The sequence below is a fragment of the Mogibacterium neglectum genome (assembly GCF_030644205.1).
Classification (GTDB): Bacteria; Bacillota; Clostridia; order Peptostreptococcales; family Anaerovoracaceae; genus Mogibacterium; species Mogibacterium neglectum.
In genome coordinates, this window is record NZ_CP128647.1 from 1,166,814 (window position 1) to 1,192,957 (window position 26,144).

General features: G+C 41.3%; 23 protein-coding genes and 1 tRNA gene. All 24 read right to left on the reverse strand.

Going from position 1 to position 26,144, the window contains the following annotated elements; all coding sequences use genetic code 11:
• Positions 1–99: 99 nt before the first annotated feature.
• The 24 genes from QU661_RS05490 to serC all read right to left on the reverse strand — a co-directional run bounded on the left by QU661_RS05490 (position 100) and on the right by serC (position 26,003).
• Positions 100–1,368 (reverse strand): serine hydroxymethyltransferase, encoded by a 1,269-nt coding sequence (locus QU661_RS05490; protein ID WP_304989257.1) that lies wholly within the window; start codon positions 1,366–1,368, stop codon positions 100–102.
• On the reverse strand, positions 1,361–2,713 hold the full coding sequence (locus tag QU661_RS05495; protein ID WP_304989258.1) for a bifunctional folylpolyglutamate synthase/dihydrofolate synthase: 1,353 nt from the start codon (positions 2,711–2,713) through the stop codon (positions 1,361–1,363). The genes QU661_RS05490 and QU661_RS05495 overlap by 8 nt, the downstream gene beginning before the upstream one ends.
• Complete coding sequence (locus tag QU661_RS05500) at positions 2,703–5,390, reverse strand: valine--tRNA ligase (protein WP_304989259.1); 2,688 nt, start codon at positions 5,388–5,390, stop codon at positions 2,703–2,705. Before QU661_RS05500 ends, QU661_RS05495 begins: the two co-directional genes overlap by 11 nt.
• Positions 5,391–5,485: 95 nt before the next feature.
• Positions 5,486–6,175, reverse strand: coding sequence for a GTP pyrophosphokinase (locus QU661_RS05505; RefSeq protein WP_304989260.1), 690 nt, complete (start codon positions 6,173–6,175; stop codon positions 5,486–5,488).
• A 54-nt stretch (positions 6,176–6,229) separates the two neighbouring features.
• Complete coding sequence (locus QU661_RS05510; protein ID WP_304989261.1) at positions 6,230–7,093, reverse strand: bifunctional 5,10-methylenetetrahydrofolate dehydrogenase/5,10-methenyltetrahydrofolate cyclohydrolase; 864 nt, start codon at positions 7,091–7,093, stop codon at positions 6,230–6,232.
• 184 nt (positions 7,094–7,277) lie between these two features.
• Positions 7,278–8,600, reverse strand: coding sequence for a ribonuclease HII (locus QU661_RS05515; RefSeq protein WP_304989262.1), 1,323 nt, complete (start codon positions 8,598–8,600; stop codon positions 7,278–7,280).
• A gap of 51 nt (positions 8,601–8,651) precedes the next feature.
• Positions 8,652–9,539, reverse strand: coding sequence for a ribosome biogenesis GTPase YlqF (gene ylqF, locus QU661_RS05520; RefSeq protein ID WP_304989263.1), 888 nt, complete (start codon positions 9,537–9,539; stop codon positions 8,652–8,654).
• 75 nt (positions 9,540–9,614) lie between these two features.
• The gene (gene rplS / locus QU661_RS05525; protein ID WP_304989264.1) at positions 9,615–9,956 is read right to left on the reverse strand and encodes a 50S ribosomal protein L19; all 342 of its coding nucleotides are present in this window, start codon (positions 9,954–9,956) and stop codon (positions 9,615–9,617) included.
• Between the two features lie 177 nt (positions 9,957–10,133).
• Positions 10,134–11,015, reverse strand: coding sequence for a tyrosine-type recombinase/integrase (locus QU661_RS05530; RefSeq protein WP_304989265.1), 882 nt, complete (start codon positions 11,013–11,015; stop codon positions 10,134–10,136).
• Positions 11,016–11,049: 34 nt separating this feature from the next.
• Positions 11,050–11,586, reverse strand: a complete 537-nt coding sequence (locus QU661_RS05535; protein WP_304989266.1) for an NUDIX hydrolase — start codon at positions 11,584–11,586, stop codon at positions 11,050–11,052.
• A 382-nt stretch (positions 11,587–11,968) separates the two neighbouring features.
• Positions 11,969–12,307, reverse strand: a complete 339-nt coding sequence (locus tag QU661_RS05540) for a hypothetical protein (RefSeq protein WP_304989267.1) — start codon at positions 12,305–12,307, stop codon at positions 11,969–11,971.
• Positions 12,308–12,423: 116 nt separating this feature from the next.
• Positions 12,424–12,975: a hypoxanthine phosphoribosyltransferase gene (hpt, locus tag QU661_RS05545; RefSeq protein WP_304989268.1), complete on the reverse strand. Its 552-nt coding sequence runs from the start codon at positions 12,973–12,975 to the stop codon at positions 12,424–12,426.
• A gap of 43 nt (positions 12,976–13,018) precedes the next feature.
• The gene (gene yihA / locus QU661_RS05550; protein WP_304989269.1) at positions 13,019–13,633 is read right to left on the reverse strand and encodes a ribosome biogenesis GTP-binding protein YihA/YsxC; all 615 of its coding nucleotides are present in this window, start codon (positions 13,631–13,633) and stop codon (positions 13,019–13,021) included.
• 12 nt (positions 13,634–13,645) lie between these two features.
• Positions 13,646–15,994 carry an endopeptidase La gene (lon, locus tag QU661_RS05555; RefSeq protein WP_304989270.1) on the reverse strand — a complete coding sequence of 783 codons (2,349 nt, stop codon included), beginning with the start codon at positions 15,992–15,994 and terminating at the stop codon, positions 13,646–13,648.
• A 74-nt stretch (positions 15,995–16,068) separates the two neighbouring features.
• Entirely contained in the window at positions 16,069–17,340 is a 1,272-nt protein-coding gene (gene clpX / locus QU661_RS05560) for an ATP-dependent protease ATP-binding subunit ClpX (RefSeq protein ID WP_304989271.1), read from the reverse strand.
• Positions 17,341–17,353: 13 nt separating this feature from the next.
• A complete protein-coding gene (gene clpP / locus QU661_RS05565; protein WP_304989272.1) occupies positions 17,354–17,947 on the reverse strand; it encodes an ATP-dependent Clp endopeptidase proteolytic subunit ClpP in 594 nt (197 codons plus the stop codon).
• A 39-nt stretch (positions 17,948–17,986) separates the two neighbouring features.
• A complete protein-coding gene (tig, locus tag QU661_RS05570; protein WP_304989273.1) occupies positions 17,987–19,303 on the reverse strand; it encodes a trigger factor in 1,317 nt (438 codons plus the stop codon).
• A gap of 72 nt (positions 19,304–19,375) precedes the next feature.
• Positions 19,376–19,990 carry a CYTH domain-containing protein gene (locus QU661_RS05575; RefSeq protein WP_304989274.1) on the reverse strand — a complete coding sequence of 205 codons (615 nt, stop codon included), beginning with the start codon at positions 19,988–19,990 and terminating at the stop codon, positions 19,376–19,378.
• Positions 19,991–20,142: 152 nt separating this feature from the next.
• The gene (gene murI / locus QU661_RS05580) at positions 20,143–20,943 is read right to left on the reverse strand and encodes a glutamate racemase (protein ID WP_304989275.1); all 801 of its coding nucleotides are present in this window, start codon (positions 20,941–20,943) and stop codon (positions 20,143–20,145) included.
• 49 nt (positions 20,944–20,992) lie between these two features.
• A tRNA-Leu gene (locus QU661_RS05585) sits at positions 20,993–21,078 on the reverse strand.
• A gap of 127 nt (positions 21,079–21,205) precedes the next feature.
• Positions 21,206–21,487: a DUF1292 domain-containing protein gene (locus QU661_RS05590; RefSeq protein ID WP_304989276.1), complete on the reverse strand. Its 282-nt coding sequence runs from the start codon at positions 21,485–21,487 to the stop codon at positions 21,206–21,208.
• A gap of 72 nt (positions 21,488–21,559) precedes the next feature.
• Complete coding sequence (uvrC, locus tag QU661_RS05595; protein ID WP_304989277.1) at positions 21,560–23,473, reverse strand: excinuclease ABC subunit UvrC; 1,914 nt, start codon at positions 23,471–23,473, stop codon at positions 21,560–21,562.
• Positions 23,474–23,509: 36 nt separating this feature from the next.
• Positions 23,510–24,853 carry a D-alanyl-D-alanine carboxypeptidase family protein gene (locus tag QU661_RS05600; RefSeq protein ID WP_304989278.1) on the reverse strand — a complete coding sequence of 448 codons (1,344 nt, stop codon included), beginning with the start codon at positions 24,851–24,853 and terminating at the stop codon, positions 23,510–23,512.
• A 58-nt stretch (positions 24,854–24,911) separates the two neighbouring features.
• Positions 24,912–26,003, reverse strand: a complete 1,092-nt coding sequence (gene serC, locus QU661_RS05605; protein WP_304989279.1) for a 3-phosphoserine/phosphohydroxythreonine transaminase — start codon at positions 26,001–26,003, stop codon at positions 24,912–24,914.
• Between the last annotated feature and the right edge of the window lie 141 nt (positions 26,004–26,144).

Sequence of the window (26,144 nt, forward strand, 5' to 3'; positions counted from 1 at the left end):
GAATCGTCCTCCTTTATTTTCTTTTTTTGATTATACAATACCCGAATTTGTATATCAACAAATCCGGGTATCGAATTTAATATGTAGTAAAACTAGTTGCTATTTTTCTTCTGCAGCCTTCTCAGCATCTAGTCTCTTAACAACTTCATCAATTCTGTGTGCAACCTCGATAAAGTCTTCCTCAACGAAGCCTCTTGTTGTCATTGGAGCTGTACCAACTCTAACACCGCTAGTCTGCATTGGAGAACGCTTCTCGTTAGGAACGCAGTTTTTATTGAGAGTTATACCAACCTCATCGCAAGCATTCTGAAGATCCTTACCGGAGAATTCCTTGTCAGAAAGATCGATTAGGAATACGTGGTTATCTGTTCCTCCAGTTACAATCGTGTAACCTAGCTTGAGCATCTCATCAGCAAATGCAGCACAGTTCTTAACAACCTGTGCTGCATAATCCCTGAATTCAGGTCTTAGTGCTTCCTCAGCACAAACAGCTTTACCAGCGATGATGTGCTCGAGTGGGCCACCTTGTGCAAATGGGAATACTGCACTATCTATTTTCTTAGCGAGTTCTTCCTTGCAAAAAATCATTCCACCTCTTGGTCCTCTAAGCGTCTTATGGGTTGTTGTTGTGATGATATCAGCATATCCGAATGGGGATGGATGTACTCCACCAGCAACGAGACCAGCGATATGAGCCATGTCTACCATGAATAGAGCACCAACACTCTGTGCAATCTCAGCAAACTTCTCAAAATCGATAATTCTTGAGTAAGCACTAGCACCAGTAAGAATTAGCTTAGGCTGAAGTTCCTTAGCCTTTTTCTCAAGGTCGCTCATATCGATGAATCCATTATCATCTACGTTGTAGAAATGAACATCGAAAAACTTACCGCTGAAGTTAACCGACGATCCGTGAGTTAGGTGCCCACCGTTGTCTAGGTTAAGTGAAAGGATTGTATCACCCGGTTCTAAAACTGCATTATAAGCAGCAAAGTTAGCCTGTGATCCACTGTGCGGCTGTACATTTACGTGATAATCTGTATTGAATACCTCTCTCCACTTATCGCAACAGTATTCCTCGAGTTCATCAACGTATCTTGTTCCACCGTAGTATCTTCCCCTGTTTCCGGAGTGTCTAGTAACTGGCTTTGCAGGATATCCTTCTGCATACTTCCATGATAGACAGCTTCCGCAAGCAGCAAGAACTGCTTCTGAACAGTAGTTCTCAGATGCGATTAGCTCCACGTTATTCTTCTGTCTGTTGTACTCCTTCTCAACTAGAGCAGCAACTGTAGGAGACGTCTTTGCAATTTCAGCGATATTCTCTAAGTTATATCTGCTGTCATCGTAGCCATTTCTGTCAAACATTAATTTTCCCGTCCTTTCGATTGAAAAAAATTCTTATATCTCCAATAAGATATATGGATCCTAAAAAGAGCATCACGTCTGCACCAGACGACAGTGCCCTATCAAAGGCTGTTTTTTCATCGCTGATAGCTGTTACAGCGATATTTTCATATTCGAGTGTTTTCTTTAGCACCTCTGCTTTAAGTGCTCTCGGACTAACCGGTTCGGTTACAATCACCTCGTTTGCATCTACTGCAGCAAGACCTGAACGAAGTATCTCAGTCATAGCCTGATACTCCTTATCTCCAAAGCACCCGAAGACCGTAATTATTCTCTTATTCTTGAATATAGTTTTCCTAAGTTCCTTAAGCGTCTCCATGGCAGCTTTGAGCCCTTGAGGATTGTGCGAACCATCTATCACTATGTAGGGATCGCTCTTGAGAATCTCAAAACGCCCCAGATTTCTCGCATTCGCTAGACCTTTCCGCATTTCTAAGTCATCGATTTCGATTAGCTTGCGGTCTCGCATACTATTTACAGCAAGCAGTGCAGTTATAGCGTTCCTAACTTGATGTTCACCGATGAGACCTATCTTAACATCATCCATTTTGACTCGATCAGTTCCATCTCCGAATTCAAAATCAAAACTCATAAGTTCAGAATAATCATTTATTCTATATTTGGCAAGTGATGCGTCGATAAATCTGGAATTCTTTTCCCTAGCAACATCGGCTATAGCATCTTTGACTTCGAGCTCAGAAGATTCAGATATAACTGGAACACCCGCCTTTATGATTCCAGCCTTAGCCTCTGCAATCATAGGAAGTGTGTCACCAAGCATGTCAACATGGTCGAAACCTATCTGGGTAATCACTGATACTAGAGGGTTTGAAATGACATTTGTCATATCCATCTTACCGCCTATCCCAGTCTCTAGAATCACTATATCAGGTGTTTGCTCTAGAAAATACAGCAAAGCTGTAGATGTTAGTATCTCGAACTCAGAGAAGTATCCAAATCCTTCATCGTTAACTTGTTCCGCAAATGACATCACATATGTAGCAATCCTGCAGAAATCATCATCACTAATGTAATTCCTGTCTATATCGAATCGCTCATTGTACTCCATAACGTGGGGAGATGTGAAAACCCCAACAGAATAACCGGCTGCTCGCAGCATCGATGCTATGAACTGGCAAACAGAGCCTTTGCCATTCGTGCCTGCAACATGGACAAATTTTAAGTCTTTTTCAGGGTTACCTAATAACTCGAGAAGCCTTTTCATCCGCGAAAGTCCGAGGGGTCCTCTCTTAGATGTCATTTCCCAAATGCGCCGTATAACCGCCTCACTCGCTTTATTTGGCACTTGCTTCACCCATGGACTCAAGTCTCTTGATAACTGTTTCTAGCATCTCACGGTACTTGTCGCCCTTCTGTTTCTCCTCTTCAACCACCGATACAGGAGCCTTTGCAACAAATCCCTGATTAGCGAGCTTCTTCTCTACACGAGCAACCTCGCCCTCGAGTCTCTTCTTCTCCTTCTCAAGTCTCTCGCGCTCTGCTTCGAAATCAACCAAATCAGCTAGCGGAATCAGGAGCTCTCCTCCAGTGAATAACGCTGAAACTACTCCATCTGGAGGTTCGCTATCAGTTCCTTCAACTGTTATATCTACAACATTAGCAATCTTCTTAATGTGGGCAGAAATCGCTTCAACTGTATCCTTAAGCGCGTCCGTCTTTACGATCAGATTAAGCTTGCGACTAGGTGCAGCATCTACTTCTGTTCTAGCATTTCTAATTGCTTTGATGATTTCTTTAGCAGTCTCAATTCTTGAAACAGATTCAGAATATGCCTTTGTTTTGTCATAAATCGGCCATGATGATGTGATTAGCAAGTTATCATCGCTCTCCGAAGCATCTGTTTCTGCTGGCAAATATCCCCAGATTTCCTCTGTAATAAACGGCATGAATGGGTGAAGAAGTTTGAGTAAGTCTTTGAGCACTCTCTGAAGCACGAACCTTGCGGTTGCCTTATCTTCTTCATCATCGCTCCATAGTCTCGCTTTAACAAGCTCTATATACCAGTCACAGTACTCATCCCATATGAGTTCATAAACCTTCTGACCTGCAAGACCGAGTTCAAACTTCTCCAACGAATTTGTAATATCTGCCGCCGCTTCATTTACAAGCGATATAATCCACTTATCCTCATCTCTAAGTATTGCCTCCTCATCAGTTGCCATCGGTAATAGATTACCTTCGTCATCCAGAAGATTCATGATTGTAAATCTTGACGCGTTCCAAAGCTTGTTAGCGAAGTTGCGCGAGGATTCGAGTCTATCCCAGATAAATCTAGTGTCATTACCTGGAGTAATTCCAGTAATCAGCATAAATCTTAGTGCGTCTGCACCAACCTTATCGATTACTTCAAGCGGATCGATTCCGTTGCCGAGTGATTTACTCATCTTTCTACCCTGTTCATCCCTTACGAGACCGTGCAGGAATACATATTCGAAAGGTGGTTCACCCATAACCTCACACCCTGAGAACACCATTCTGATAACCCAGAAGAACAGAATATCGTATCCTGTAACCATAACTGAGTTAGGATAGAAATAATCAAGCTCAGGCGTCTTATCGGGCCATCCTAGTGTAGAAAAAGGCCAAAGCCCAGAGCTAAACCAAGTATCAAGTACATCCTCATCCTGATGCAAATGAGTGCACCCACACTTAGGGCATACACTTGGAACCTCTCGACTTACGACGATTTCCCCGCAGTCATCACAGTAGTATGCAGGTATTCTGTGTCCCCACCATAGTTGCCTTGAGATGCACCAGTCGTGAATATCGTTTAGCCAATTTAGGTAAATCTTCTCAAATCTCTCAGGGACATGCTTTAGCTTTCCAGACTTTACAGCCTCTATCGCTGGTTTAGCGAGATTTTCCATCTTGACAAACCACTGATCCGAAAGCTTCGGCTCAATTGCGTTATGACATCTATAGCACTTTCCTACCGGAATAGTAAGATCTTCAATCTTAACTAGGAAACCAGTTTCCTCAAGGTCATGCACCCATGCCTTACGGCATTCATATCTGTCCATTCCCTCGTATTTGCCAGCCAGCTCGTTCATCGTAGCATCATCATTCATACAAGACATGATTGCCAGACCATGTCTCTGGCCTACGAGGAAGTCATTAGCATCGTGGGCAGGTGTAATCTTTACCGCACCAGTACCTTTATCTGGGTCTGGATACTCATCCGCAATAACGGGAATCTCCCTATTCAAAATAGGTAAAATTACAGTCTTACCTACTAAATCCGCATATCTATCATCTTCAGGGCTTACAGCAATTGCAACGTCGCCGAACATAGTCTCAGGTCTAGACGTCGCAACAGTGATTCCCTCTCCACCATCCTTTGCAGGATAACGGAAGTACCAGTACTTACCTGACTCATCTTCGTGTTCAACCTCAGCATCTGATAGTGATGTCATGCAGTCCGGACACCAATTTACAAGCCTATTGCCCTTGTATATCATACCTTTATCATACAGCCTGATAAACAACTCTGTTACAGCCTTGTTACAGCCCTCATCCATCGTAAAACGTTCTCTACGCCAGTCACATGAGTCTCCGAGCTTACGGCACTGCTTTGTAATCCTACCGCCGTACTCTTCCTTCCACTTCCATGCACGCTCGAGAAATGCCTCTCTACCTATATCCTTCTTATCCTTACCAGTCTCTTCACGAAGAGCGTTGTTGACCTTAACCTCCGTCGCGATGCTTGCATGATCGCTGCCAGGTAGCCATAGTGAGCTATATCCCTGCATCCTCCTCCATCTGATGAGAATATCTTGAAGTGTCTGATCAAGAGCATGTCCCATATGAAGTTGCCCTGTGATGTTTGGAGGCGGCATAACTATGCAGTACGGTTTTTTGTCCTTATCCACCTCTGCGTTAAAAGAACCATGCTCCTCCCACATCTCATAAATACGATCTTCAAAATTCTTGGGGTTGTATGTTTTAGCAAGATTTTTACCCATTTTTTCTCCTAAATTCCTATTATAGTTTTATATCTCAATAGCCAATTGGTATATGTTACAGAATAATCTCATCTACATCATCAGTGCATCAACATTTATTCCTCAGAAAAAACCTCGTTCCTGATATTTTCCATCATATTATCTACATCAGCAAGAATCTCTGAGCAAATTTTCAGCTTATTCTGAAGATCTTCGCTCAGCGCACCTTCATTCTTGTACTTTAGCTCATGTTCCAGACTTGCCCAAGTATCCATAGCGATGCTGCGGAACTGCATTTCAACCGGAATCGAGACTTTCTTGCTAACAAGAAATATCGGCACCTCTATTACGACATGCAGACTTCTATACCCGCTTTCCTTTGGATTAGAGCTGTAGTCTTTAATCCTAATAAGCTTTATATCCTCTTGTTTCAGGAGCAAGCTTGATAGCCTATAAATATCATTTCGATAGTTACAAACAACTCTTACACCTGCTATGTCGTAAATCTGCTTTCTAATCTCAGATATGTTGTTAAGTGGATCCTCTATTCCATATCGCTCGGCCTTTTCAAACAGGCTGTTAACAGACTTTAGTCTGTACTGAATGTGATGGATAGGTCCATGATCATCTTGCTGCTTAAAGTCATCATCTAAAATCTCCAGCTTAGTGGAAATCTCTTTTATCGCCGCCTCATACTCGAGTCTTATGTCAGCGATTTCCTGAAAAAAAGCTTCCTTATCTCTCACAAGCTCAAGCTTGTTTTTGCTCAGCCTTTCAGGATTAAGTATCTCGTTAGTAATATTCATTCCACCTTATGCCCTTTAAAACCATAGGTCAAAACATAACCCTATATATAATCTTTAGACACGCTCCGCCGCCTTTACGACATTACGAAGTAGTAAGGCGGTTGTAACGGTACCTACTCCACCTGGAACAGGTGAATAGCTTAGTGACGTAGGCATACCCTTAGCTTCTAGCGCACCTGAGTCAAAGTCACCTGCAAGCTTTCCATCCTTGCCAGTGCCTGTGCCAACATCTATGATTATCTGCCCATCATGGAATAGTTCAGGACTGTATGACTCAATCTGACCTGTTGCGAGCACGACAACGTCTGCCCTATGGCATGCTTCCTTAAGATTTTTATCTGTGGTTCTTGTATGGCAAACTGTAACGGTAGCATTTGCATTCATCATCATGAGCATCAGTGGCTTTCCGACTCTCATACTTCTGCCTACAATCGTTACTTGCTTTCCCTTAAGGTCGACTCCATAAAATTTTAATATCTCCATGCAAGACTCAGCTGTGCATGCATAGAACGCGTTAGGATCATTGGCAAAAAGATTTGCATATGAAGCATCTGTAATCGCATCTATATCCTTATCTGGGTTAAGAAGTGCACGCAGGCGTTCGCCGTCGATTGATTTAGGAAAAGGCATAAGCATGATAATACCGTCGATATTATCATCGCTATTGAGCCTTACAAGCTCCTCTTCAGCCGCGTCCTGAGACACGGTCTCATCTAGCACAACTGACTCGCATTCGATTCCATACTTGCTAGCTCTCTTGATGATAGCTCCCTCATAGTACTTCTCACCATCATCCTCGCCAATTCTATAAGTGGCAACCTTTGGTGTATTACCAGTAGTAGCCAGTAACTCAACTCTTGAAATAATATCCTGATCTATCGCGTCCCTTACAGATGCGCCTTTTAACAATGTGTGCATATCTGATGTTTCCTCCGCTTTATTAACGTATAAAACCGTTTAATATTATAGCATAATGACAAAAGAATTAGTATATTCTTTAAGTTAAACAACAAAAGTGTTATCGCATAAAATATGCGATAACACTCATTATTGCAATTAATTAAAAATCCATAAGTGTTTATGCAAACATAAGCCATAAAAATTATTTACTGTTTAGTGCTGCCTTTGCAAGAGTATCAGCTATATCATTATACTTATCTCCTGAATGTCCTTTAACTTTTACGAAATTGATTCTCATAGTCTTTCGGCATTCGCGTATATACTCTTTGTAGGCCTTTGTCATAGCTAGATTAGACTTCCACTCATCGTCTGCCCATTTTCCGACACCAAGGTAATCATGGTATATGACAACTGAATCTATTCCATGCTCCTTGCAGTACTCAATCGCCAGCTCTGCACCCTTGATCTCGCCAGCAACATTTCTCAGTTTACTACCTGCGTTATCTGTATAGAGCTTGTTAAGTTTTATAGCCTTGCCATCTACGAGAATCACCGCACCAGAAGCGTAGTGCCCCGTCGCCACATCATAACTGCCATCGACATATGCCTTTACTATGCCATCGCACTGTAATGGTGCGTTGAGTTCAGTTTCTTCTTGGGAAAAGTTACTTAGTTTGAGTTTCATGCTATCAAGCACTTCTTTGCCAACAAACTCTTCTGCTTCGCTAAGTCTTGCGAAGCCTTTATATTCAGAATTCGGAAAACCTTCAACTTGACTCTTACAATCGTCCCAATTGCTGTAGATACCTGGAACTCTTCCAACCTTTACCGCGTAAAACTTTTTCTTTGCCATCTTGTCCCCCTCGCTTGCTTCGAATTTTTTGAGAAATGACTTGCGGTGAATCGGAGAAATCCCTAGCGCTCGGAGACCGTCATAATGAGATGCTGTTCCGTATCCCTTGTTGCTGGCAAAATCATATCCAGGATATTCAACTTCCATCTCCTTCATGAATGAATCTCTTGCAACTTTTGCAACTATCGACGCTGCCGCAATGGAATAGCATGTAGCATCACCTTTTATTATTGATCTCTGTGCTATACCTTCAGCCTTAAGGTCAATCGCATCAACTAACAGCATATCTATTTTCTCACCTTTAGGAAGCTTCTTCTGAACTTCCCTTATAGCTCTATACATAGCTAACTTCGTGGCATTAAGAATATTGATTTCATCTATTTCCTTTGCAGTTGCAACACCAATCCCATATGCTGTAGACGCTTCGCAGATTTTCTTGCTAAGTATCTCTCTCTGCTTTTCAGACACTTTTTTAGAATCATCCACTCCTGCAACTCTAAAATCCGATGGCAAGATTACGCACGCCGCATAAACGGGTCCAGCAAGCGGTCCACGACCAACTTCATCTATGCCCGCTATATTCTTAACGCCTGATTCACGTAGCTCATCTTCAATCTGAAGTAGTTCCTGCATCCTCATAAGTTTCTTTTCTTCACGCTCTTGCTTTGTCATATTCAGCTTCTCTTCTCATACATATGTAAATACCCTGTTAACACGCCATTTTTATTTATAAACTGGTCTTTCAAGTGTGATATTTCCTATTATTCCCGTTCTAAATTCATCTAATATTGCACGGCCAGTTCTCTCATAGTCTATGCGCTTACCAGACTGAATAAATCCACGCTTCAAAGCGATTGCCTCCATATCTGATAGCACAGGATCTATAGGTTCCCCGTACTTATTATACTCCTCGTCATCGTCGCTAGTGAGCCCGTCAAGCTTATATCTTGCGATGAGTTCTTCCGGATAGTCTTTTCTTAAAACCTTTAACAGTTCATATGCGAGATTCTGCACATTGAGAATCTCATCTTTGATACTTCCGCAAAAAGCGAGGTTTAACCCAACATGAGGGTCCTCGAACTTAGGCCATAGAATCCCCGGTGTATCAAGAAGCTGCATGCCATTTTCCAGCGCAACCCATTGTTTTCCCTTAGTAACTCCTGGTCTATCTCCCGTCTTGGCACTTTTCTTACCGATGAGTCTATTTATAAACGAGGATTTTCCTACGTTAGGAACACCCACGATTATCAATCGAAGAGGTCTCTTTAGCGAACGCTCCTCATTTCGTTCCTGCTGAAGCTTATCGAGAATCTTATAAAAGGCTTTTATATTATCACCATTTTTGGAATCCACAGGTAGAGCAATATCTCCACTCGACTCAAAGTAATCTTTCCACTCATCCGTTGCACGCTTGTCAGCAAGATCGCATTTACCTAGAATAACCACACGCTTTTTCCCCGAAATCAATTCATCGATAATAGGGTTTCTACTGGAAAGAGGAATCCTGCTGTCCACTATTTCGACTACGAGATCCACAGCCTTTAAGTTCTCTTGGATGAGCTCTCGAGTTTTTTTCATATGTCCGGGATACCAATTAATGTTATTAATCATAATTTCTCCTAAGAAAAAAGCATACCGCAGCAATATGCCGAGGTATGCATTATTATCCTTGCATGTAAGCTAAGACTATTTTGCCTTCTTGATTCTAGCAGCCTTACCCGTTCTCTCACGCATGTAATTAAGCTTAGCTCTTCTAACACGGCCCTTCTTAACTACCTCGATCTTATCAACCTTAGGTGAGTGTATTGGGAAAGTCTTCTCAACACCGATTCCCTGAGCAAGTCTTCTTACAGTAAACGTCTGAGAAATGCCACCATTCTGCATCTTGAGCACATAGCCTTCGAATACCTGGATTCTCTCTCTCTGACCCTCGATAATCTTAACATGTACCTTTACAGTATCACCGACATTGAACTCTGGAACATCGTTCTTCTTATAATACTGAGTAATCTGATCTAAAATATTCATCGTTATTCCTCCTCTCTCTCAAAGACGTTCGTAGCATGTTTCTTCTTCGAGCTCTGCCCGTTACTTGCATAGCTAGAGGACCGTCCGTAATAACTTTTGTATGATATCATACCACTACCCTTATTGCAAGGGTTAAAAGCGTTTCTATTAAAAAAGCCCGCCTTTACGGGCTTCATTTTATGCTCTTGGATGTGTCCTACTGTATACGTCTTTTATTCTAATATTCGTCACAGATAGATAAGCTATTCCAACAGACATGTCATCAAATCCCATGAGCTCCTGAAGTGTCTTAAGGTCGCCACCATTCTGCAAGATATGCACTGCGAAGCTATTCCTCAAAATCTGAGGCGTCATGCGGTCTTCAATACCAATCATTGCACCGTATTCCTTCAGCATCTTCCAAATTCCCTGCCTGGTTAGAGGCTGTCCTCTGAAATTGATAAACACATAGCTGTCATCGGTAACCTCTGTGCGAGCTAAACCAGAATAAGCAGTGTCTTTGTATCGTCTAAGAGCTTTCTGCGCATACGAACCAAGCGGTACAATCCTGCTCTCGCCTTCACCATCACGAAGGGTTACAAAATTCATCTTGAGATTAACATCTTCGAACTTTAGGCGCACAACCTCAGTTACTCTTGCACCTGTTCCATACATGAACTCAAACAGCGCCGTATCTCTAATTCCCTTAACAGTCTGATCTGGCAATGTAAGTAGCTTCTCGACCTCTTCAATTGACAAAAATTCAATCTGTCGCTTATCATTCTTCGCAGATTTAATCTTAGAGAAAGGATTTTCCGCAACTTCGCCAGTTTCAATTCCATAATCGTAAAATGTTCTGAGTGACGAAAGCTTACGATTGATCGTTGCTTTTGACTTGCTTGCATTATTTAAATCTAAGATGTAAGCAATTGAATCGCTTTCTTTGCATTCTGCAAGCTCTTTACCGCTGTGATTCTCAAGGAATTTTGCAAATGAGATAACATCCCTCTTGTAAGCCACTAAAGTATTATCTGCTTTCCCTTTTGTATCCCTTAGATACGTAATAAATTCATTAATCATAACCTAACCCCCGTTATAACTATATGCACCCAATCTAGATAATTCCTGAATTTCTAGCAAACAGTACACCTGTGACCGTCTTGCCATCTTCAATATCTCCGGACATTATCCTTCTAATTACCTCATCAGGTGCCATCTGAACGATATCGATATCCTCTGTCTCATCGAAATCGGTTTTCCCTGGGCTGAGATTATGACAAACATAAAACTCAAGTATCTCTTCAGAATATCCAACGCATGGGGCCATTCGAAAGAGCTTAACCATTTGTCCCGCAGAATATCCCGTCTCTTCTCTGAGTTCTCGCTTTGCTGCGTCCTCGAACGTCTCTCCAGAATCGACTTTCCCCGCCGGAAGTTCAACAACCTGTCTTTTGAGAGCCTGTCGCCATTGTTTTACAAATACTATTTTCCCATCCTCTGTAATCGGTATAAGTACTGCAGCTCCCCCATGTACAACAATGTCTCTGTATGCGATCTTGTCATTAACTGCTAAAATCTTATCCCTTCTTATGTCAAAAATCTTCCCTTTGTATACAATATCCGACTCTAATGTTTTTTCCTCATAAGCCATAAATATTCCTATATACCCTCCATTTACTAATATAACTTTATCACAATTTACCTGAATAACTCGCTATTATACTTAAAAAATACAAAAAAAGCACGAAATTTCACTTGAAATTTGCGCATTTTATAGAAATATAAAAAATCCCTCGTAATTGTACTTAAAACCAAGGGATTTTGCAAATTAAAAATTATGTGTTGCTCTCATATTCACACACGCACATGCGCAAGAAATAAGATACGCATTAATGATATCACTAAAGGGCTCCCCCTTCAGCACATCTTTAGCCAAGCGAAATCAGAAACACTAAGCGATAAACTTTTCTACAAAAACGCATCTACAATTTAGTTATAGAATACACATTCACCTTCATGTCACATTTACTTTGCTAGCAAAGCCCAAGATTGGTGGCAAACGCATACATAAATCTCATCTTCCACTTCTTCCATGTATTGATGTGAGCGAAATCGTCAAAGCCACCACCTCTAACCTTGACACTGCTGATAACTCCCTGCCTATAATAATCAGGTATTTCTTCAAGTGCTCTCCTAAGACAATCAAGTTTGACAATTGCATCATCTATCCTATGATCCTGCCCAGATTCATGAGCGGAACTCATAGCGATTTTCTCTAGTCGCTCCATGTCACGAATCATCCACACACATTGGTAATAAACTTCTCTCGGGAGACAGCTCTCGCCCTCAATTCGATATTGATACTCTTTCATACATATTTCCTCCTTTACACATCAAGTCTAAGAAAAAAACAAGAAAAAATAAATGGACCTGCATAAATAGGTCCAAATTATTCTATAATAATTATTTTTTAGGAAGTTTTCATAAGTTATTCTTCCGGCTGAAGATAACTGATATATGGAAGGCTTCTGTACTTCTGGTCAAAATCAAGTCCATAACCAATTATAAATAAATCGTCTACTGTAAAGCCGATGTAGTCAGCTACAAAACCTGTTGTGCGACGCGACGGCTTGTCTAGCATTGTGCAAACTTTGACAGTCTTTGGATTCCTCTCCTTCAGCTTCTCAAGTAGAAATGTTAGAGTCGTACCTGTGTCGACTATATCCTCGATGATAAGCACATTCTTCTGGTATAAGTTCATGTCTGTATCCATCTTAATCTTAACTACTCCAGAGCTTGTAGTACTTGAGCCATAACTGCTAGCTTTGATAAAGTCAATGCTGGTATCTATCGTCATTTCCTTTAAAAGATCACACATCCAAAGCACAGAACCTTTAAGGGTACCTATTACTATTAGTTCCTCTCCTTCAAAGTCCTTTGAAATCTGCTCAGCAAGTTCCTTTGCACGCTCTCTAATTTGCTCTTCCGTATATAGAATTTTTCCAAAAACTCCACTTTCCGAAACCTTAATATTAGTCATTTGTTCCCTCCACTCTAACAATAATCATGTTATGCACGTCTTATTAAACATCAAATTCTTCTGTTCTTTCGTAGCTTTCCAGGAGTTTCTTTATTTCATCTAAAAGGTCCTCATGTCCTGACTTTTTGAGCGCACTTACTGGAATAATCTTATCGGACTTGTTCATCCCCAAAGTTTTTCGAATTTCAGAGATATTCTTGCTACGCTGATTAGATGATACTTTATCAGCTTTAGTTGCCACAACGATACCATCTAAATTGAAGTACCTGAGATAATCATACATCTGAACATCTTGTGCAGAAGGCTTATGTCTGATATCTACAAGCTGAATTACCTTGAGCAGACCTTCTCTATTCTCGAGATAGCCTTCCATCATCGCTCCCCACTTCTCAGACTCAGATTTTGATACTCTTGCATAACCATATCCCGGTAGATCGACGATTCTGAACTCATCATTTATCCTATAGAAGTTAATGGTTCTAGTCTTGCCAGGGCTGCCGCTAACTCTTGCTAGATTTTTTCTTCTCGTCAGCAAGTTAAGAAGCGATGACTTCCCCACATTCGATCTACCTGCAAAAGCAATCTCTGGCACACCAGGTTCAGGGTATTGCACAGATTTAACTGCAACCGCTTCGAGTTCGGATTTATTTATCTGCATCTCTCAACCTCTTTACCTACTTGCTATATCCAGTTTTTTACTCGCCTCATCCTCTAGGATGATCTCTTTAAATGCATCTTCAACTGTCTCAAGGAATACGAAATCAAGCTTCTTGCGAACTGATGCCGGTATCTCCTCAATATCTCGCTTGTTGTCAGCTGGCAGAAGTATTTTACTAATGCCTTGTCTATATGCAGCGAGCACTTTTTCCTTGATTCCACCTACAGGCAGTATTCTACCCCTAAGTGTAATCTCTCCGGTCATAGCGACGTCTCTTCTAACCTTTTTGGCAGACAATGTAGAGAACAGTGCTGAGCACATCGTCACACCTGCGGATGGTCCGTCTTTCGGTGTTGCACCTTCAGGAATATGAACCTGAATATCGTTCTCCTTAAATGTGCTATCAGAGATATCATATTTTGAAGCTACAGATCTTATATATCCTAGAGCAGCCTGGGCAGACTCTTTCATCACATCACCCATCTGACCAGTCAATATGAGTTTCCCGCTTCCTGGCATCTTGATTGTCTCAATCTCAAGAGTTACTCCGCCAACAGCTGTCCATGCCATACCAGTTGTAACACCAACCTGAGGACTGAGATCATCGAGATCCTCTCTAAATATCTTTTTACCCAGATACTTCTCGAGATTTCTAGATGTAATTAGGTACTTATGCTTCTTTTCGGTTACGATATTTTTTGCCACTTTGCGGCAAATAGATCCGATTGCACGCTCCAGATTACGAACTCCAGCCTCTCGCGTGTAATAGTTGATTATATCGCGAATTGATGATTCGGAGAACGAAAGCTGACTCTTTCTTATGGCATGCTCTTTAAGCTGCTTTGGAATCAGATAATTCTCTGCAATACGAACCTTCTCCTCCTCGATATAGCTCGAGAGTTCAATGACTTCCATTCTATCGAGCAGAGCTCTTGGAATTGTCTGAGTAGTATTTGCAGTGGTTATAAACATCGCTCTCGACAGATCAAACGGCACTTCAAGATAGTGATCCGTGAAAGTCTTGTTCTGTTCTGGATCTAGCACTTCCAGCAGTGCCGATGCAGGATCTCCCCTGAAATCGCTTCCAATCTTATCAATTTCATCTAGTAAGAACAACGGATTGTTTGTCCCTGCTTCTATAAAGTTATTGATAACTCTACCCGGGATTGCTCCAACGTAGGTGCGTCTATGGCCTCTGATCTCAGCTTCATCACGAACGCCACCAAGTGACATCCTAACGAACTCTCTATTAGTAGCATGAGCAATTGAACGAGCTATCGACGTCTTTCCGACGCCCGGAGGCCCAACGAGGCATATGATAGGTCCTTTTGCACCCTTGGTAAGATGCATAACGGCGAGCTGCTCGATAATCCTCTCCTTGACCCTAGTTAGGCCATAATGCTCATTGTTAAGCGTTTTTTCAGCCTTTCTTATGTTAGTATTAACCTTCGACTCTTTATCCCAAGGAAGCTCTAATATCGTCTCGATGTATGTCCTGATCACGTTTGCATCGGGACTCATCATGTTCATCTTACGGAACTTGTTTATCTCCTTGCGGATTTTTTCTTCCACCTTCTCATCGAGCTTGAGCTCATCTAGCTTCTTTAGCCATTCATTAGCCTCATCCTCAGTGTCATCATCGTTCTCTCCGAGCTCCTCCTTGATTACATTGAGCTGCTCACGAAGATAATACTCGCGTTGGCCTTTATTCATATTTTGCATAACACGATTGTTTATGCGCTTTGTTAGTGTTAAAACTTGGTTTTCTCTAGAAATAGTCTCAACTAGCTGCTCTATCAACTCATTTACTGAATCGACCTCCAGCAGTCCTTGAAGAACATCAAACGGTACATCAAGTTCTCCCGCAATAGTGTACGCGAGTTCAACTGGATCATCTACTCCATCTATAAGAGCCCGTGCAGCGGCCTCTCCCGAGTTACTCATCTCGACATAACTAAAGTAAGTCTCCTTAAGCACTCTTACAAGAGCGATAACATTTAGCGCATCTTTTTCTTCAGAAATCGCATCAAGTACTTCGTAATCGCAATATAGCGTATCATCTTCGTCATATACAGCAGAAAGCTTAATACGATTTCCACACTCCGCGAGTACTCTTACGTACTCTTCATGACGCTTTATAACTTGCTTTACACGAATTTCTACACCAGTCGTGAAGATATCTTCTTCTTTTGGTGCATTAACAGAAATATCCCTCTGAGTTGCTACAACTAGATGTTTATCTTCGCTCATAGCAGCATCAAGTGATTTCAGAGACTTGTCTCTTCCAATATCAAATCCAACTATTGTATTTGGAAAGAAGGTCTGTCCCCGAAGTGGTATGAACGGTACTCTAACTTTCATACTTCCTCCTTTAGTCCCTATACCACAAGACGGCATCAAAACATTAATGCCGCCCTGAGATATCATTTAAAATTTTATGCGTCTTTTTCCTTACTATCAGAATCTGTCACGAGAATAGGCATAGCACCCTTTTCGACAGTTTCCTTAGTGACAATGCACTTATGCACATCATTTCTTGACGGCAATTCATACATGACATCTGTCATCATGCTCTCAAATATCCCTCGCAGGCCTCTAGCACCTGTTTTAAGTTCAATTGCCTTATTAGCAATAGCAGAAATTGCATCCTCCTCGACTTCAAGCTCAATGTCATCCATAGCAAGCATGGTCGTATACTGCTTTATTAGCGAATTGCGAGGCTCCTTCATGATTTTGACAAGAGCTTCTTCACTCAGTTCGTCAAGTGAAACGATTACAGGCAGTCTTCCTATCAGTTCTGGGATAATTCCGAACTTCAGCAAGTCCTCTGGCTCTACCATAGACAAAACCACCTTCTCATCGATGTCGTGAACAGAATCGTTTGTCCCATTAAAACCGATAACTTTATTTCCTAGCCTGCGCTTGATTATTGTAGAAAGCCCAGCAAAAGCGCCCCCACAGATAAATAGCACATCCTTAGTATCAAAATGGATGAATTCCTGCATTGGATGCTTTCGTCCACCCTGAGGTGGTACATTTGCTACTGTCCCTTCTATGATTTTGAGCAGCGCTTGCTGTACTCCTTCACCGCTAACATCTCTAGTAATAGATGTGTTTTCAGACTTGCGGGCAATTTTATCGATTTCATCGATATATATTATTCCCTTTTGCGCTCTATCCAAATCACCATCTGCAGCTTGATATAGTCTGAGAAGAATGTTCTCGACATCTTCACCAACATATCCAGCCTCAGTTAATGACGTAGCGTCAACTATTGCAAATGGAACATTGAGAATACGCGCCATCGTCTGCGCTAGTAACGTCTTACCGCTACCAGTAGGACCTAACATCAGTACATTGCTCTTCTGAAGCTCAACCGCATCGTTATCAGTCTTACTTCCATTTTGCTCTAAATATTTAATTCGCTTATAGTGATTGTAAACAGCTACAGCAAGGCTCTTTTTTGCAGCCTCCTGCTCTATTACATATTCTCCTAGCTCTCTGGCAATCTCCTTTGGAGTTGGTAACGTAGTCAGCGTCTCATGCATTTCCCCATTTAACCCGTCTTCCTTGAGAAGCTCCGAGCAAAGTTCAATGCATTCGTTACAGATATTTACATCTTGACCTACGATTATACGTCTAACTTGGGAGCTCGTCTTGCCACAGAAGGAGCAAACTAATTCATTTGGATTGTGATTGTTATCCAAGCTCTACCTCCAGTTATCTGCTCAATTCATCTCTAGATAAAACCTTATCTACAAGACCGTATTCAACTGCCTCTGAAGCCGACATGAAGTTGTCTCTGTCAGTGTCTATTAAGATTGTTTCATAAGGTTGACCTGTAGCTTCAGAAAGTATCTTATTGAGTTTTTCCTTTGTCTTCTGCATCCACTCTGCCTGAATCTTGATATCTGATGCCTGGCCCTTAGCTCCACCAAGTGGCTGGTGAATCATTATCTCAGCATTAGGTAGTGCAAAGCGCTTCCCCTTTGTGCCCGCCGTCATGAGAACGGCTCCCATGCTTGCAGCCATCCCAAAGCAGATAGTAGAGATATCCGGCTTAACGTACTTCATCGTGTCATAGATACCCATGCCTGCCGTTACGGAGCCCCCTGGCGAATTGATATAAATATTAATATCCTTCTCAGGATCCTCAGCTTCTAGAAACAATAGCTGTGCAACGACAACGCTCGCAAGATGGTCATCTATCTCTTGATCAATAAAGATAATCCTATCCTTGAGTAATCTAGAATAGATGTCGTAGCTGCGCTCGCCGCCACCAGTCTGTTCAACTACGTAAGGTATTAAACTCACTATGCTTCCTCCTTATGGCAGACATTTCTATCTGAGAGCTTACTTGCTCTCCTCTGCCTCTTCCTTTTTCTCAACTAGCTTAGCGTTATCGAACATGAAGTCGATAGCCTTGCGTGTCTTTACATCTTCAGCGAAGAATCTTAGGTTTTCTTCACCCATAACCTTTTTAACCTGCTCAATTGACTGTCCATATTGTTCAGCAAACTTCTGCAGCTCTTCCTCTAGCTCAGCATCAGTAGCCTCAATACCTTCCTTAGCAACAACTGCTCTTATAAGAATTCTCATAGTAACTCTCTTCTTAGCATCTTCTCTCGCTCCGTCTCTGACATCCTTAATTGTTTGTCCGAGAAGCTGCATATACTGGTCTAGAGATAGTCCCTGATGAGCGAGCTGCTGATTCATCTCGTTTACCATTCTATCAATCTCTTCTTCAACCATTGCTATAGGAACCTCTACTTCGTTAACTTCACAAAGCTTATCAAGAAGCTCATTTTTCATCTGAGTTTCGTCTCTATCCTTTGCATTCTTTTCAAGATTCTTCTTAACATCAGCCTTTAGTTCTGCTAATGTCTCAAACTCGCTTACATCACTAGCTAGATCATCGTCAATCTCAGGAAGAACTTCTACCTTAATCTCGTGAATCTTTGTCTCAAATAGAGCATCTTTACCAGCGAGGTCCTTTGCATTATAGTTCTCTGGGAACGTAACTCTAACTTCTACTTCTTCACCAGCACCCTTACCAATTAGCTGATCTTCAAAACCTGGAATAAACTGTCCAGAACCAAGCTTAAGTTCAAAGTTCTCAGCCTTTCCACCATCGAAATGCTTTCCATCGATAGAACCATCGAAATCGATAACAACCGTATCACCATCCTGAGTCTTGCGACCTTCAACTGTCTCAAGTCTAGCCTGGCTCTTCTGGATTCTCTCTAGATCTGCATCAACATCAGCATCAGAAACCTCAGATACAACCTTTGTTACCTCTATATTCTTGTAGTTTTTAATTTCAACCTCTGGGAAGAGCTGTACAGTTGCAGTAACTGTCACATCCTCACCCTTCTTAACCTCTCCAACCTCAAGCTGTGGATTAGCAACAACCTCAAGATCAAGTTCTACTATTGCTTCTGGATAAGCTTTGTTAAGCAGACCATTTAACGCCTCATCATAGAAAATATCCTCACCGTAGTTATTCTCGATAATTTTTCTTGGCGCTTTGCCCTTGCGGAATCCGTCGATAGAGAACTTATCCTTGTTCTTCTTGTATGCGTCAACAACAGCTTCCTCAAACTCGTCATCTGTGAATACGAGGGTAAATTTTGCGATGTTGTTTTCCTTTGAAATCAGATTAGTGTTCATTACATATCCTCCTAATTTTTTCTTAAATAATTAATGTTGATATTATGTTATACATGTGGGACTTGACAGAATCTACTCTTCAAAACCCTTCTGAAGCTTGGAGATATTCTCCGACTTAAGATTGTACTTCTCAGCCAGTTTACTAGCTATATATTTAAAATCCTCTTCGCTTCCGTGATACCACTCAAGTTCCATCTCAGAAATAGGAACGTCTCCAGATTCTCCATGAACGGTACCAATGTCAAAGGAAAGTGCACTTATAGAATCACCTGTATCAATTTTGAGCAGTTCACGAGTGAAATCCATTTTCATAACTTCTTTCAACTTCTTATTTCCTGCAGCCTTGATGAGCACATCATATGCTTCACTTGACTCAAAGGCTTCAATATCAGGCTCCATTGCAAACCTTTCATCGTTGATTACTAAATTAAATTCTTCTCTAGAGTGAAGTCCATCTTCAACCTTGTTATCCCACTTCACGGTAGCAGTAATACGATCATTCTCATATCTAACCCTATAGGCAATCCCTGCTTTTCGAAGATCGAGATCGTCCGTATCAAAATAAACCGCCTTCATGTCGATTATTTCTAATGCATTGCGATCAACATAATCATCAAGCATTGAATCATTTAAAATTTTATCTACAAGAGACGTATCATCAATACAAAATTTAAACTCTGTTTCCATATAAACTCCCAATAGCCGCTAGTACGGCATTTTTCGTAATATCAATTGATTTTACATAAAACCATTGATTTTGTCAATGCGAGAGCCATTTTGATAGCCACTTTTGAGCATATCTACACACTTTTAACATAAAAAATACCGCTTTCGCGGTATTATTCGTCCAATTTCTTCAATTTAATTTTTGTATCATACCCTTCAAACAACGTATCTGTCATTCTTATGAAGTTTTCTGAAAGATCGCTGGCATAGAATCTATCTGGAAATTCATTTTCTAATGCCAACATCCCTTTCTCGGTCAGTATATCCACCACATCGCTGATAACCTCTGCAGAAGAATTATACAGCCTTAGCTTAGGATAAAGCCTGTTGATATTAGGTGCGATAAGCGGGTAATGAGTGCATCCTAGAATCAGACTATCAATACGATTCTCCTTTACAAAACCATCCATGTAATACTTTATGGTAAGATCCATTATCTCATTATCAATAATTCCTTCTTCAATCAGCGGGACAAATGCCGGACACGCTAGACTAAAAGTGTTGATACTCGGATTAAGCTCATGAATTCTATCTGCATAAACTCCACTCTCTATTGTTACCTTTGTGCCGATAATCCCTACATTGAGAGCATCATCTGCGGCTACACGTCTAGCTGTCGGATCAATCACTCCTACAATTGGCACGTCAGGATGCCTCTCTTTCAGCATATCGAGTGCCATTGCTGTAACCGTATTGCAGGCAATTACAATAAGTTTAACGTTCTTGCTAACCAAATAATCAACTATCTGAGCAGAAAACTTGCAAACAGTCTCTGGAGATTTTGAACCATAAGGAGTCCTCGCAGTATCACCAAAATAGAGAACCTTTTCATTTGGAAGAACGTGCTTAAGAACCGGTACGCTAGTTAGTCCACCAAGTCCAGAATCAAAAAATCCTATTGCTCTATTATCCATCTCCCTCTCCTTAATAAAAAAGCGAGGTTCCGTATAAACCTCGCTCACGTGGTGCGGATGGAGGGACTCGAACCCTCATGACTGTTCGTCACACGGACCTGAACCGTGCGCGTCTGCCAATTCCGCCACATCCGCTCATGCAGTTTCAAACTGAAATAGACAAGCGATATTATACAATAATTACCAAAAATTGTAAATATAAAATACTCACAGCAAAACCGCGCTGACAAAATCAGCGCGGTGATATAATCTATCAGTTATATTATTCGTCTTCCTCTGCCATTGCTGCCTCAAAAGCCTTTACAGCAGTATTAAACTCTTCCTCATCATCAATATCTACGATATCAAATGTATCATCATCGATATCCTTATATCCATAGATGTATACATCGTCAGTTCCATCTATTGGGGCAAGAGCAATATACTCCTTGGAGTCAGCTTCGAATGTTCCTAGAACATCGCAATCAACTGCAGTTCCATCGTCAAATTCTAGAGTGATTATATCCTCTTCTTCTTCAATCATGTTACGTTCTTCCTGAGACATAGTTACTCTCCTTTTCTCTATCTGTGTTAGGTTAATATAACATTAATATGTTCATTTATCAATGCATTTCCGTTATTTCTTGTTAAAGTATTCGATTATACTCTCGGCAGCCTTGCTGTTAATGCTATCGCAAGCTAGAAGTTCTTCATAGCTAGCACGCTTTACCGATTCGATATCTCTGAAATGCTTTAGTAGCTCCTTGCGCCTAGAAGGTCCGATTCCAGGAATTTCCTCTAATGCTGACTTTGTCATCGCAGAAGTTCTACGCCCTCGCTGGAAAGTTATCGCAAATCTGTGAACTTCTTCTTGTATGCGACCGCAGTAACTGTACAGTAGTGGCTCGCCTTCGAGCTTAATCTCTGAACCGTCTCCAAAAACTATAGCCCTCGTCCTGTGAACATCATTCTTTGCAAGACCCACTACAGGAATAGACATGCGTAATGCGGAGACAACTTTCTGTACTGCATGCACCTGCCCGAGACCGCCATCTATAAAGAGTATATCAGGATATGTGTTAAATCCTAAATCTCCATTTTTTGCGCGTTTTAGTCGTCTATATATAACCTCTTGCAGCGACGCATAATCGTCTCCCTCGGCATCTTCACTTTTTATTTTGAATTTTCGATAATCATTTCTAATCGGCTTTGCACCTTCATATACAACCATCGCCCCGACAGTGTCTAGACCATTCATATTAGATATATCATAGGCTTCGACTCTATATTCGCGATCATCTCCATCTTCGATGACGTATGGAATTGAACCTTCAACTAGTGCAGCCTTTTTAATTAGCCTCGTAATTTCATCTCTAAGTCTATCTTTCTTCTCAGCATCGCGCTCTGCTCTTTCATCGAGACTCTTTACAACCTGTAGTGAATCATTTATCGCAAGATCAAGAATCGCCTTCTTCTCACCGCGTTCTGGCACTATTATCTTAGTCCGATGCACGGTGTCACTCTTCGCCTTGGCATTTTCTTCGTTGGTGTTGTCAAGCAACTCAATAATCAGCTCTTCTTCTTCGATGTGTTCCGTTAGCAAAATCTCCTTTGGCAGTTTCGCGCTTCCCGTATAGTACTGCTTTATAAACGCAGACATCATTTCACTTCTTGCACTGCTTAAGTCCGAATCATATTCATCCATATAGTGAATCTCACGCCCTATAAGTTTGCCCTCTCGCACTTTGTATTGGGCGATAATCTCACTATTCTGAGCAATTAACGGCAGCAGAACATCTATATCTCTATCCGTAATCATAGTTGCCCGCTGAGTTTCTCCAAGCGCTTTAAAGGCATTGATATAGTCCCTATACTTAGCTGCCTCCTCATACTCCATTTTATCCGAAGCTGTCATCATCTTCTCTTTTAGTTCCTTGATTAGTTTAGCATCCTTACCGTTTAGTATCTTGAGAATACTATCTATCATCTCATCATACTCGGCTTTATCTGCAGCATTTATACAGATACCTTTACATTTCCCAATGTAATAGTTTAAACACGGACGAAAGTTTGCCGGAAACTCCTTAGTCTTACATTTCTTAATAGGATAAATCTCATCAATCAGCTTTAAAATCTTTGTAACAGCTCCGCTATCCGAATAAGGTCCGAAATACTTATTCCCATCTCGCTTTACTTCCCTTGTTCTAATAGCGCGCGGAAACTCTTCACTGGTAGTTACTTCTATGTAGGGATATGTCTTTCCATCCTTGAGCAGGATGTTGTACTTCGGCATGTATTTCTTGATAAGATTGCATTCTAAAATCAGTGCCTCCATCTCCGTAGCACATGTAATATAGTCGAATTCCGCAATATTATCTACCATCGCACGCACCTTGGGTGATTGCTGGGAAGATTTATGGAAATATTGCGAAACACGATTTCTTAACTTAATAGCCTTGCCAACGTAAATAACGTTACCAAGGCTATCCTTATGCATATATACTCCTGGTGAAAGGGGTAATTTTTTAAGTTCTTCTTCGATGTTAAACATTGAATGTTATCCCTATTTTAATCCGTATCTCTTTTATCATTTGTAAGTCCAATTACGCCTTCTTCTATCCTCTTCTATTTCGAGCCGCTGCCTCGCAATCTCACGAATTTTCTCCTTGTGCTTACGCGCCTTCAATTTCTTCCTACGTCTTCTGATGTTTCTGGCACGCACGAAAAGCAGTATGATTACAAGCAAAATCACGCATATCGTCACCGTCATCATGTTGGAAATATAGATATAAGATGGCAGCCAGCCCACTTTATCATCTTCCTTGACCACAAGGTCTACCGTTCCAGTGAGCTCGTTTGCTACATAGATACGATATTCTCCAACCTTATCTCCTGCTTTTAACGGAGCTTCTACGTTATTAAAAATAACTGCTTCCGTTTTTACGAGCGAATCGCTACCTTCAGGTGGAATATAAACATATCCCTTTCCAGATGTATAAACCTTGAGTCTGGTTTTTGCTCCATGCTTAACCTTGACTCTTCCAACCTTAACACACTTCTTAATAATGACCTTTTGTGTAGCTTTTTTAAACCCATAATTGAACAGTTTGGTCGCATCCTCTGATGACTTACCTTCCGCTTCATTAAATAGCACAACTACAAGGCTCATATCGTTATGAGTTACGTATGCTAAGAATACCTCTTTACCTTCAGGTTCAGTCAGTTTTGAGCAAATACCGCCATTAAAGCCTTTGTATGAATCGTTTCCTGTCATAAATGGATGCGTATTGGTTATTTTTTTATCGCCGTTACCAGTTGTTCCCTTGACCGTATGGTTGCTTTCTCCAGACATTCTCTTGATAGCACCGTACTGGTATGCGGCTTTGGCAATTTTTGCTGTATCTTCAACTGTTGAGTACTGATCAGTATCATACTCTCCAGTCGTATTTGTATATCTAGTATTGACAAGTCCTAGCTGCTGAGCCTTTGAATTCATCTGATCGACGAAGTTAGCCTCCGAACCTGCTGAATAAATCGCCAAAGCTTTGGCTGACTCTGCATCTCCTGACATCAGCATAGTGTACATAAGATCTTCAACCTTGACGTTTGTCCCTGAGGGAAACGTGGTACCCGCACTATATACATCATCTGAAATCTGAACATTGTTCTTATATTCTTTATCATCATGCATGTTGTCAATGACAACCATCGCTACCATGAGCTGCACTGTGCTCCCAGGTTGGAGCTTTCTATCCTTGCGAGATGAATAAACTACCTCACTCGTGGACGCTGAAAGGACGACCGCCGATTCCGCCTCAATCTCCGGGGCTGAAGGGGTGCTCGTCTTAGCTTTTGCCTTTTTCTTCGAAGCGGCAAAGCTTGCACTAATATTGATGGTGACCATCAACGATGACACCAGAAGTATCACCATGACGGCCACCAAAATTCTCACAAGACTTTTATTAATATTTTTTGAATCAATAATCTTGTTATTTGTTCTCATTCTCAAACTTTTCCATATAAGCGACGAGAGCCTTAACACCTTCCAAAGGCATTGCATTGTATGTGCTTGCTCTCATTCCGCCAACAGTTCTATAACCAGCAAGGTTAATCATACCCTGTTCCTTAGCTCCAGCGATAAATTTCTTATCGAGCTCTGGATCTCCAGTTACAAAAGTAATGTTCATTAACGATCTGTCTTCCTTAGCAACTGAAGGCTTGAACATCTCGCTCTTATCAAGGTAGCCATATAGAAGGTTAGCCTTCTCAACATCCCTCTCGTGAGTAGCCTTTACACCACCATTTTTTAGAAGATACTTGAACACTTCACCAGCAATGTAAATTGGGTAGCATGGAGGTGTATTGTACATCGATCCCTTCTTAGCGTGAGTTGCATAATCTAGGTAAATTGGAGTGTTAGCAGGTGCTTTTCCAACAAGATCTTTTCTAACGATTACGATTGTAACACCAGCAGGTGCAACGTTCTTCTGCGCACCAGCATAGATCAAACCGAACTTAGTAACATCAACTTCCTCTGAAAGAATGCAGGATGACATATCTGCAACTAATAGGTGATCACCTACATCAGGAACTTCGTTGCAATGTGTCCCGAAGATTGTGTTGTTGTAGCATATGTGAACGTAGTCTACATCAGGTCTGATATCCTCTGGCTTAAACTTAGGAATGTATGAATAATTATCTTCCTCAGAGCTTGCAAGAATCTTAACATCACCGAACTTAGTTGCCTCTTCATAAGCCTTCTTAGCCCAGTTACCTGTGATGAGGTAATCAGCCTTCTTGCTGCCAGTTAATAGGTTAATTGGAACCATGGAGAACTGAAGAGTTCCACCCCCCTGAAGGAATAGAACATAATAATCATCAGGAATGTTCATCAGAGTTCTTAGATTCTTCTCAGCATCCTCAATAATCTGCTTGTACTCTGCTGATCTGTGGCTCATCTCCATTACAGACTCACCTGTGCCATCGTAGTTGAGCATCTCTGCTGCAGCTTTCTCTAGTACCTCTACGGGTAGAGTTGAGGGACCTGCAGAGAAATTAAATACACGTTCATTTGTAGCCATTTAAATACCTCCAAATTTGTTTCAAACTTACACGAAAATTGTAGCACTTTCAACATTGAATGTAAAGAATAATAATGCTATACTTAATATCGTAAATAGTGCATTTTTCAACACTTATGGCAGTGTATAAGCCGCCTAGCA

Bases quoted from the DNA above. Each gene is read 5' to 3' on its own strand.
- rplS (WP_304989264.1), bottom strand. From the start codon at position 9,956: ATGAATATTTTAGATCAGATTACTCAGTATTATAAGAAGAACGATGTT.
- QU661_RS05575 (WP_304989274.1), bottom strand. From the start codon at position 19,990: ATGGAAACAGAGTTTAAATTTTGTATTGATGATACGTCTCTTGTAGAT.
- hpt (WP_304989268.1), bottom strand. From the start codon at position 12,975: ATGACTAATATTAAGGTTTCGGAAAGTGGAGTTTTTGGAAAAATTCTA.
- lon (WP_304989270.1), bottom strand. From the start codon at position 15,994: ATGAAAGTTAGAGTACCGTTCATACCACTTCGGGGACAGACCTTCTTT.
- QU661_RS05490 (WP_304989257.1), bottom strand. From the start codon at position 1,368: ATGTTTGACAGAAATGGCTACGATGACAGCAGATATAACTTAGAGAAT.
- QU661_RS05530 (WP_304989265.1), bottom strand. From the start codon at position 11,015: ATGATTAATGAATTTATTACGTATCTAAGGGATACAAAAGGGAAAGCA.
- yihA (WP_304989269.1), bottom strand. From the start codon at position 13,633: ATGCAGATAAATAAATCCGAACTCGAAGCGGTTGCAGTTAAATCTGTG.
- QU661_RS05510 (WP_304989261.1), bottom strand. From the start codon at position 7,093: ATGCACACATTGTTAAAAGGCGCATCTGTAAGGGACGCGATAGATCAG.
- murI (WP_304989275.1), bottom strand. From the start codon at position 20,943: ATGGATAATAGAGCAATAGGATTTTTTGATTCTGGACTTGGTGGACTA.
- uvrC (WP_304989277.1), bottom strand. From the start codon at position 23,473: ATGTTTAACATCGAAGAAGAACTTAAAAAATTACCCCTTTCACCAGGA.
- ylqF (WP_304989263.1), bottom strand. From the start codon at position 9,539: ATGATTAATAACATTAATTGGTATCCCGGACATATGAAAAAAACTCGA.
- tig (WP_304989273.1), bottom strand. From the start codon at position 19,303: ATGAACACTAATCTGATTTCAAAGGAAAACAACATCGCAAAATTTACC.
- QU661_RS05515 (WP_304989262.1), bottom strand. From the start codon at position 8,600: ATGACAAAGCAAGAGCGTGAAGAAAAGAAACTTATGAGGATGCAGGAA.
- QU661_RS05500 (WP_304989259.1), bottom strand. From the start codon at position 5,390: ATGGGTAAAAATCTTGCTAAAACATACAACCCCAAGAATTTTGAAGAT.
- QU661_RS05540 (WP_304989267.1), bottom strand. From the start codon at position 12,307: ATGAAAGAGTATCAATATCGAATTGAGGGCGAGAGCTGTCTCCCGAGA.
- QU661_RS05505 (WP_304989260.1), bottom strand. From the start codon at position 6,175: ATGAATATTACTAACGAGATACTTAATCCTGAAAGGCTGAGCAAAAAC.
- serC (WP_304989279.1), bottom strand. From the start codon at position 26,003: ATGGCTACAAATGAACGTGTATTTAATTTCTCTGCAGGTCCCTCAACT.
- QU661_RS05600 (WP_304989278.1), bottom strand. From the start codon at position 24,853: ATGGTGATACTTCTGGTGTCATCGTTGATGGTCACCATCAATATTAGT.
- QU661_RS05590 (WP_304989276.1), bottom strand. From the start codon at position 21,487: ATGTCTCAGGAAGAACGTAACATGATTGAAGAAGAAGAGGATATAATC.
- QU661_RS05535 (WP_304989266.1), bottom strand. From the start codon at position 11,586: ATGGCTTATGAGGAAAAAACATTAGAGTCGGATATTGTATACAAAGGG.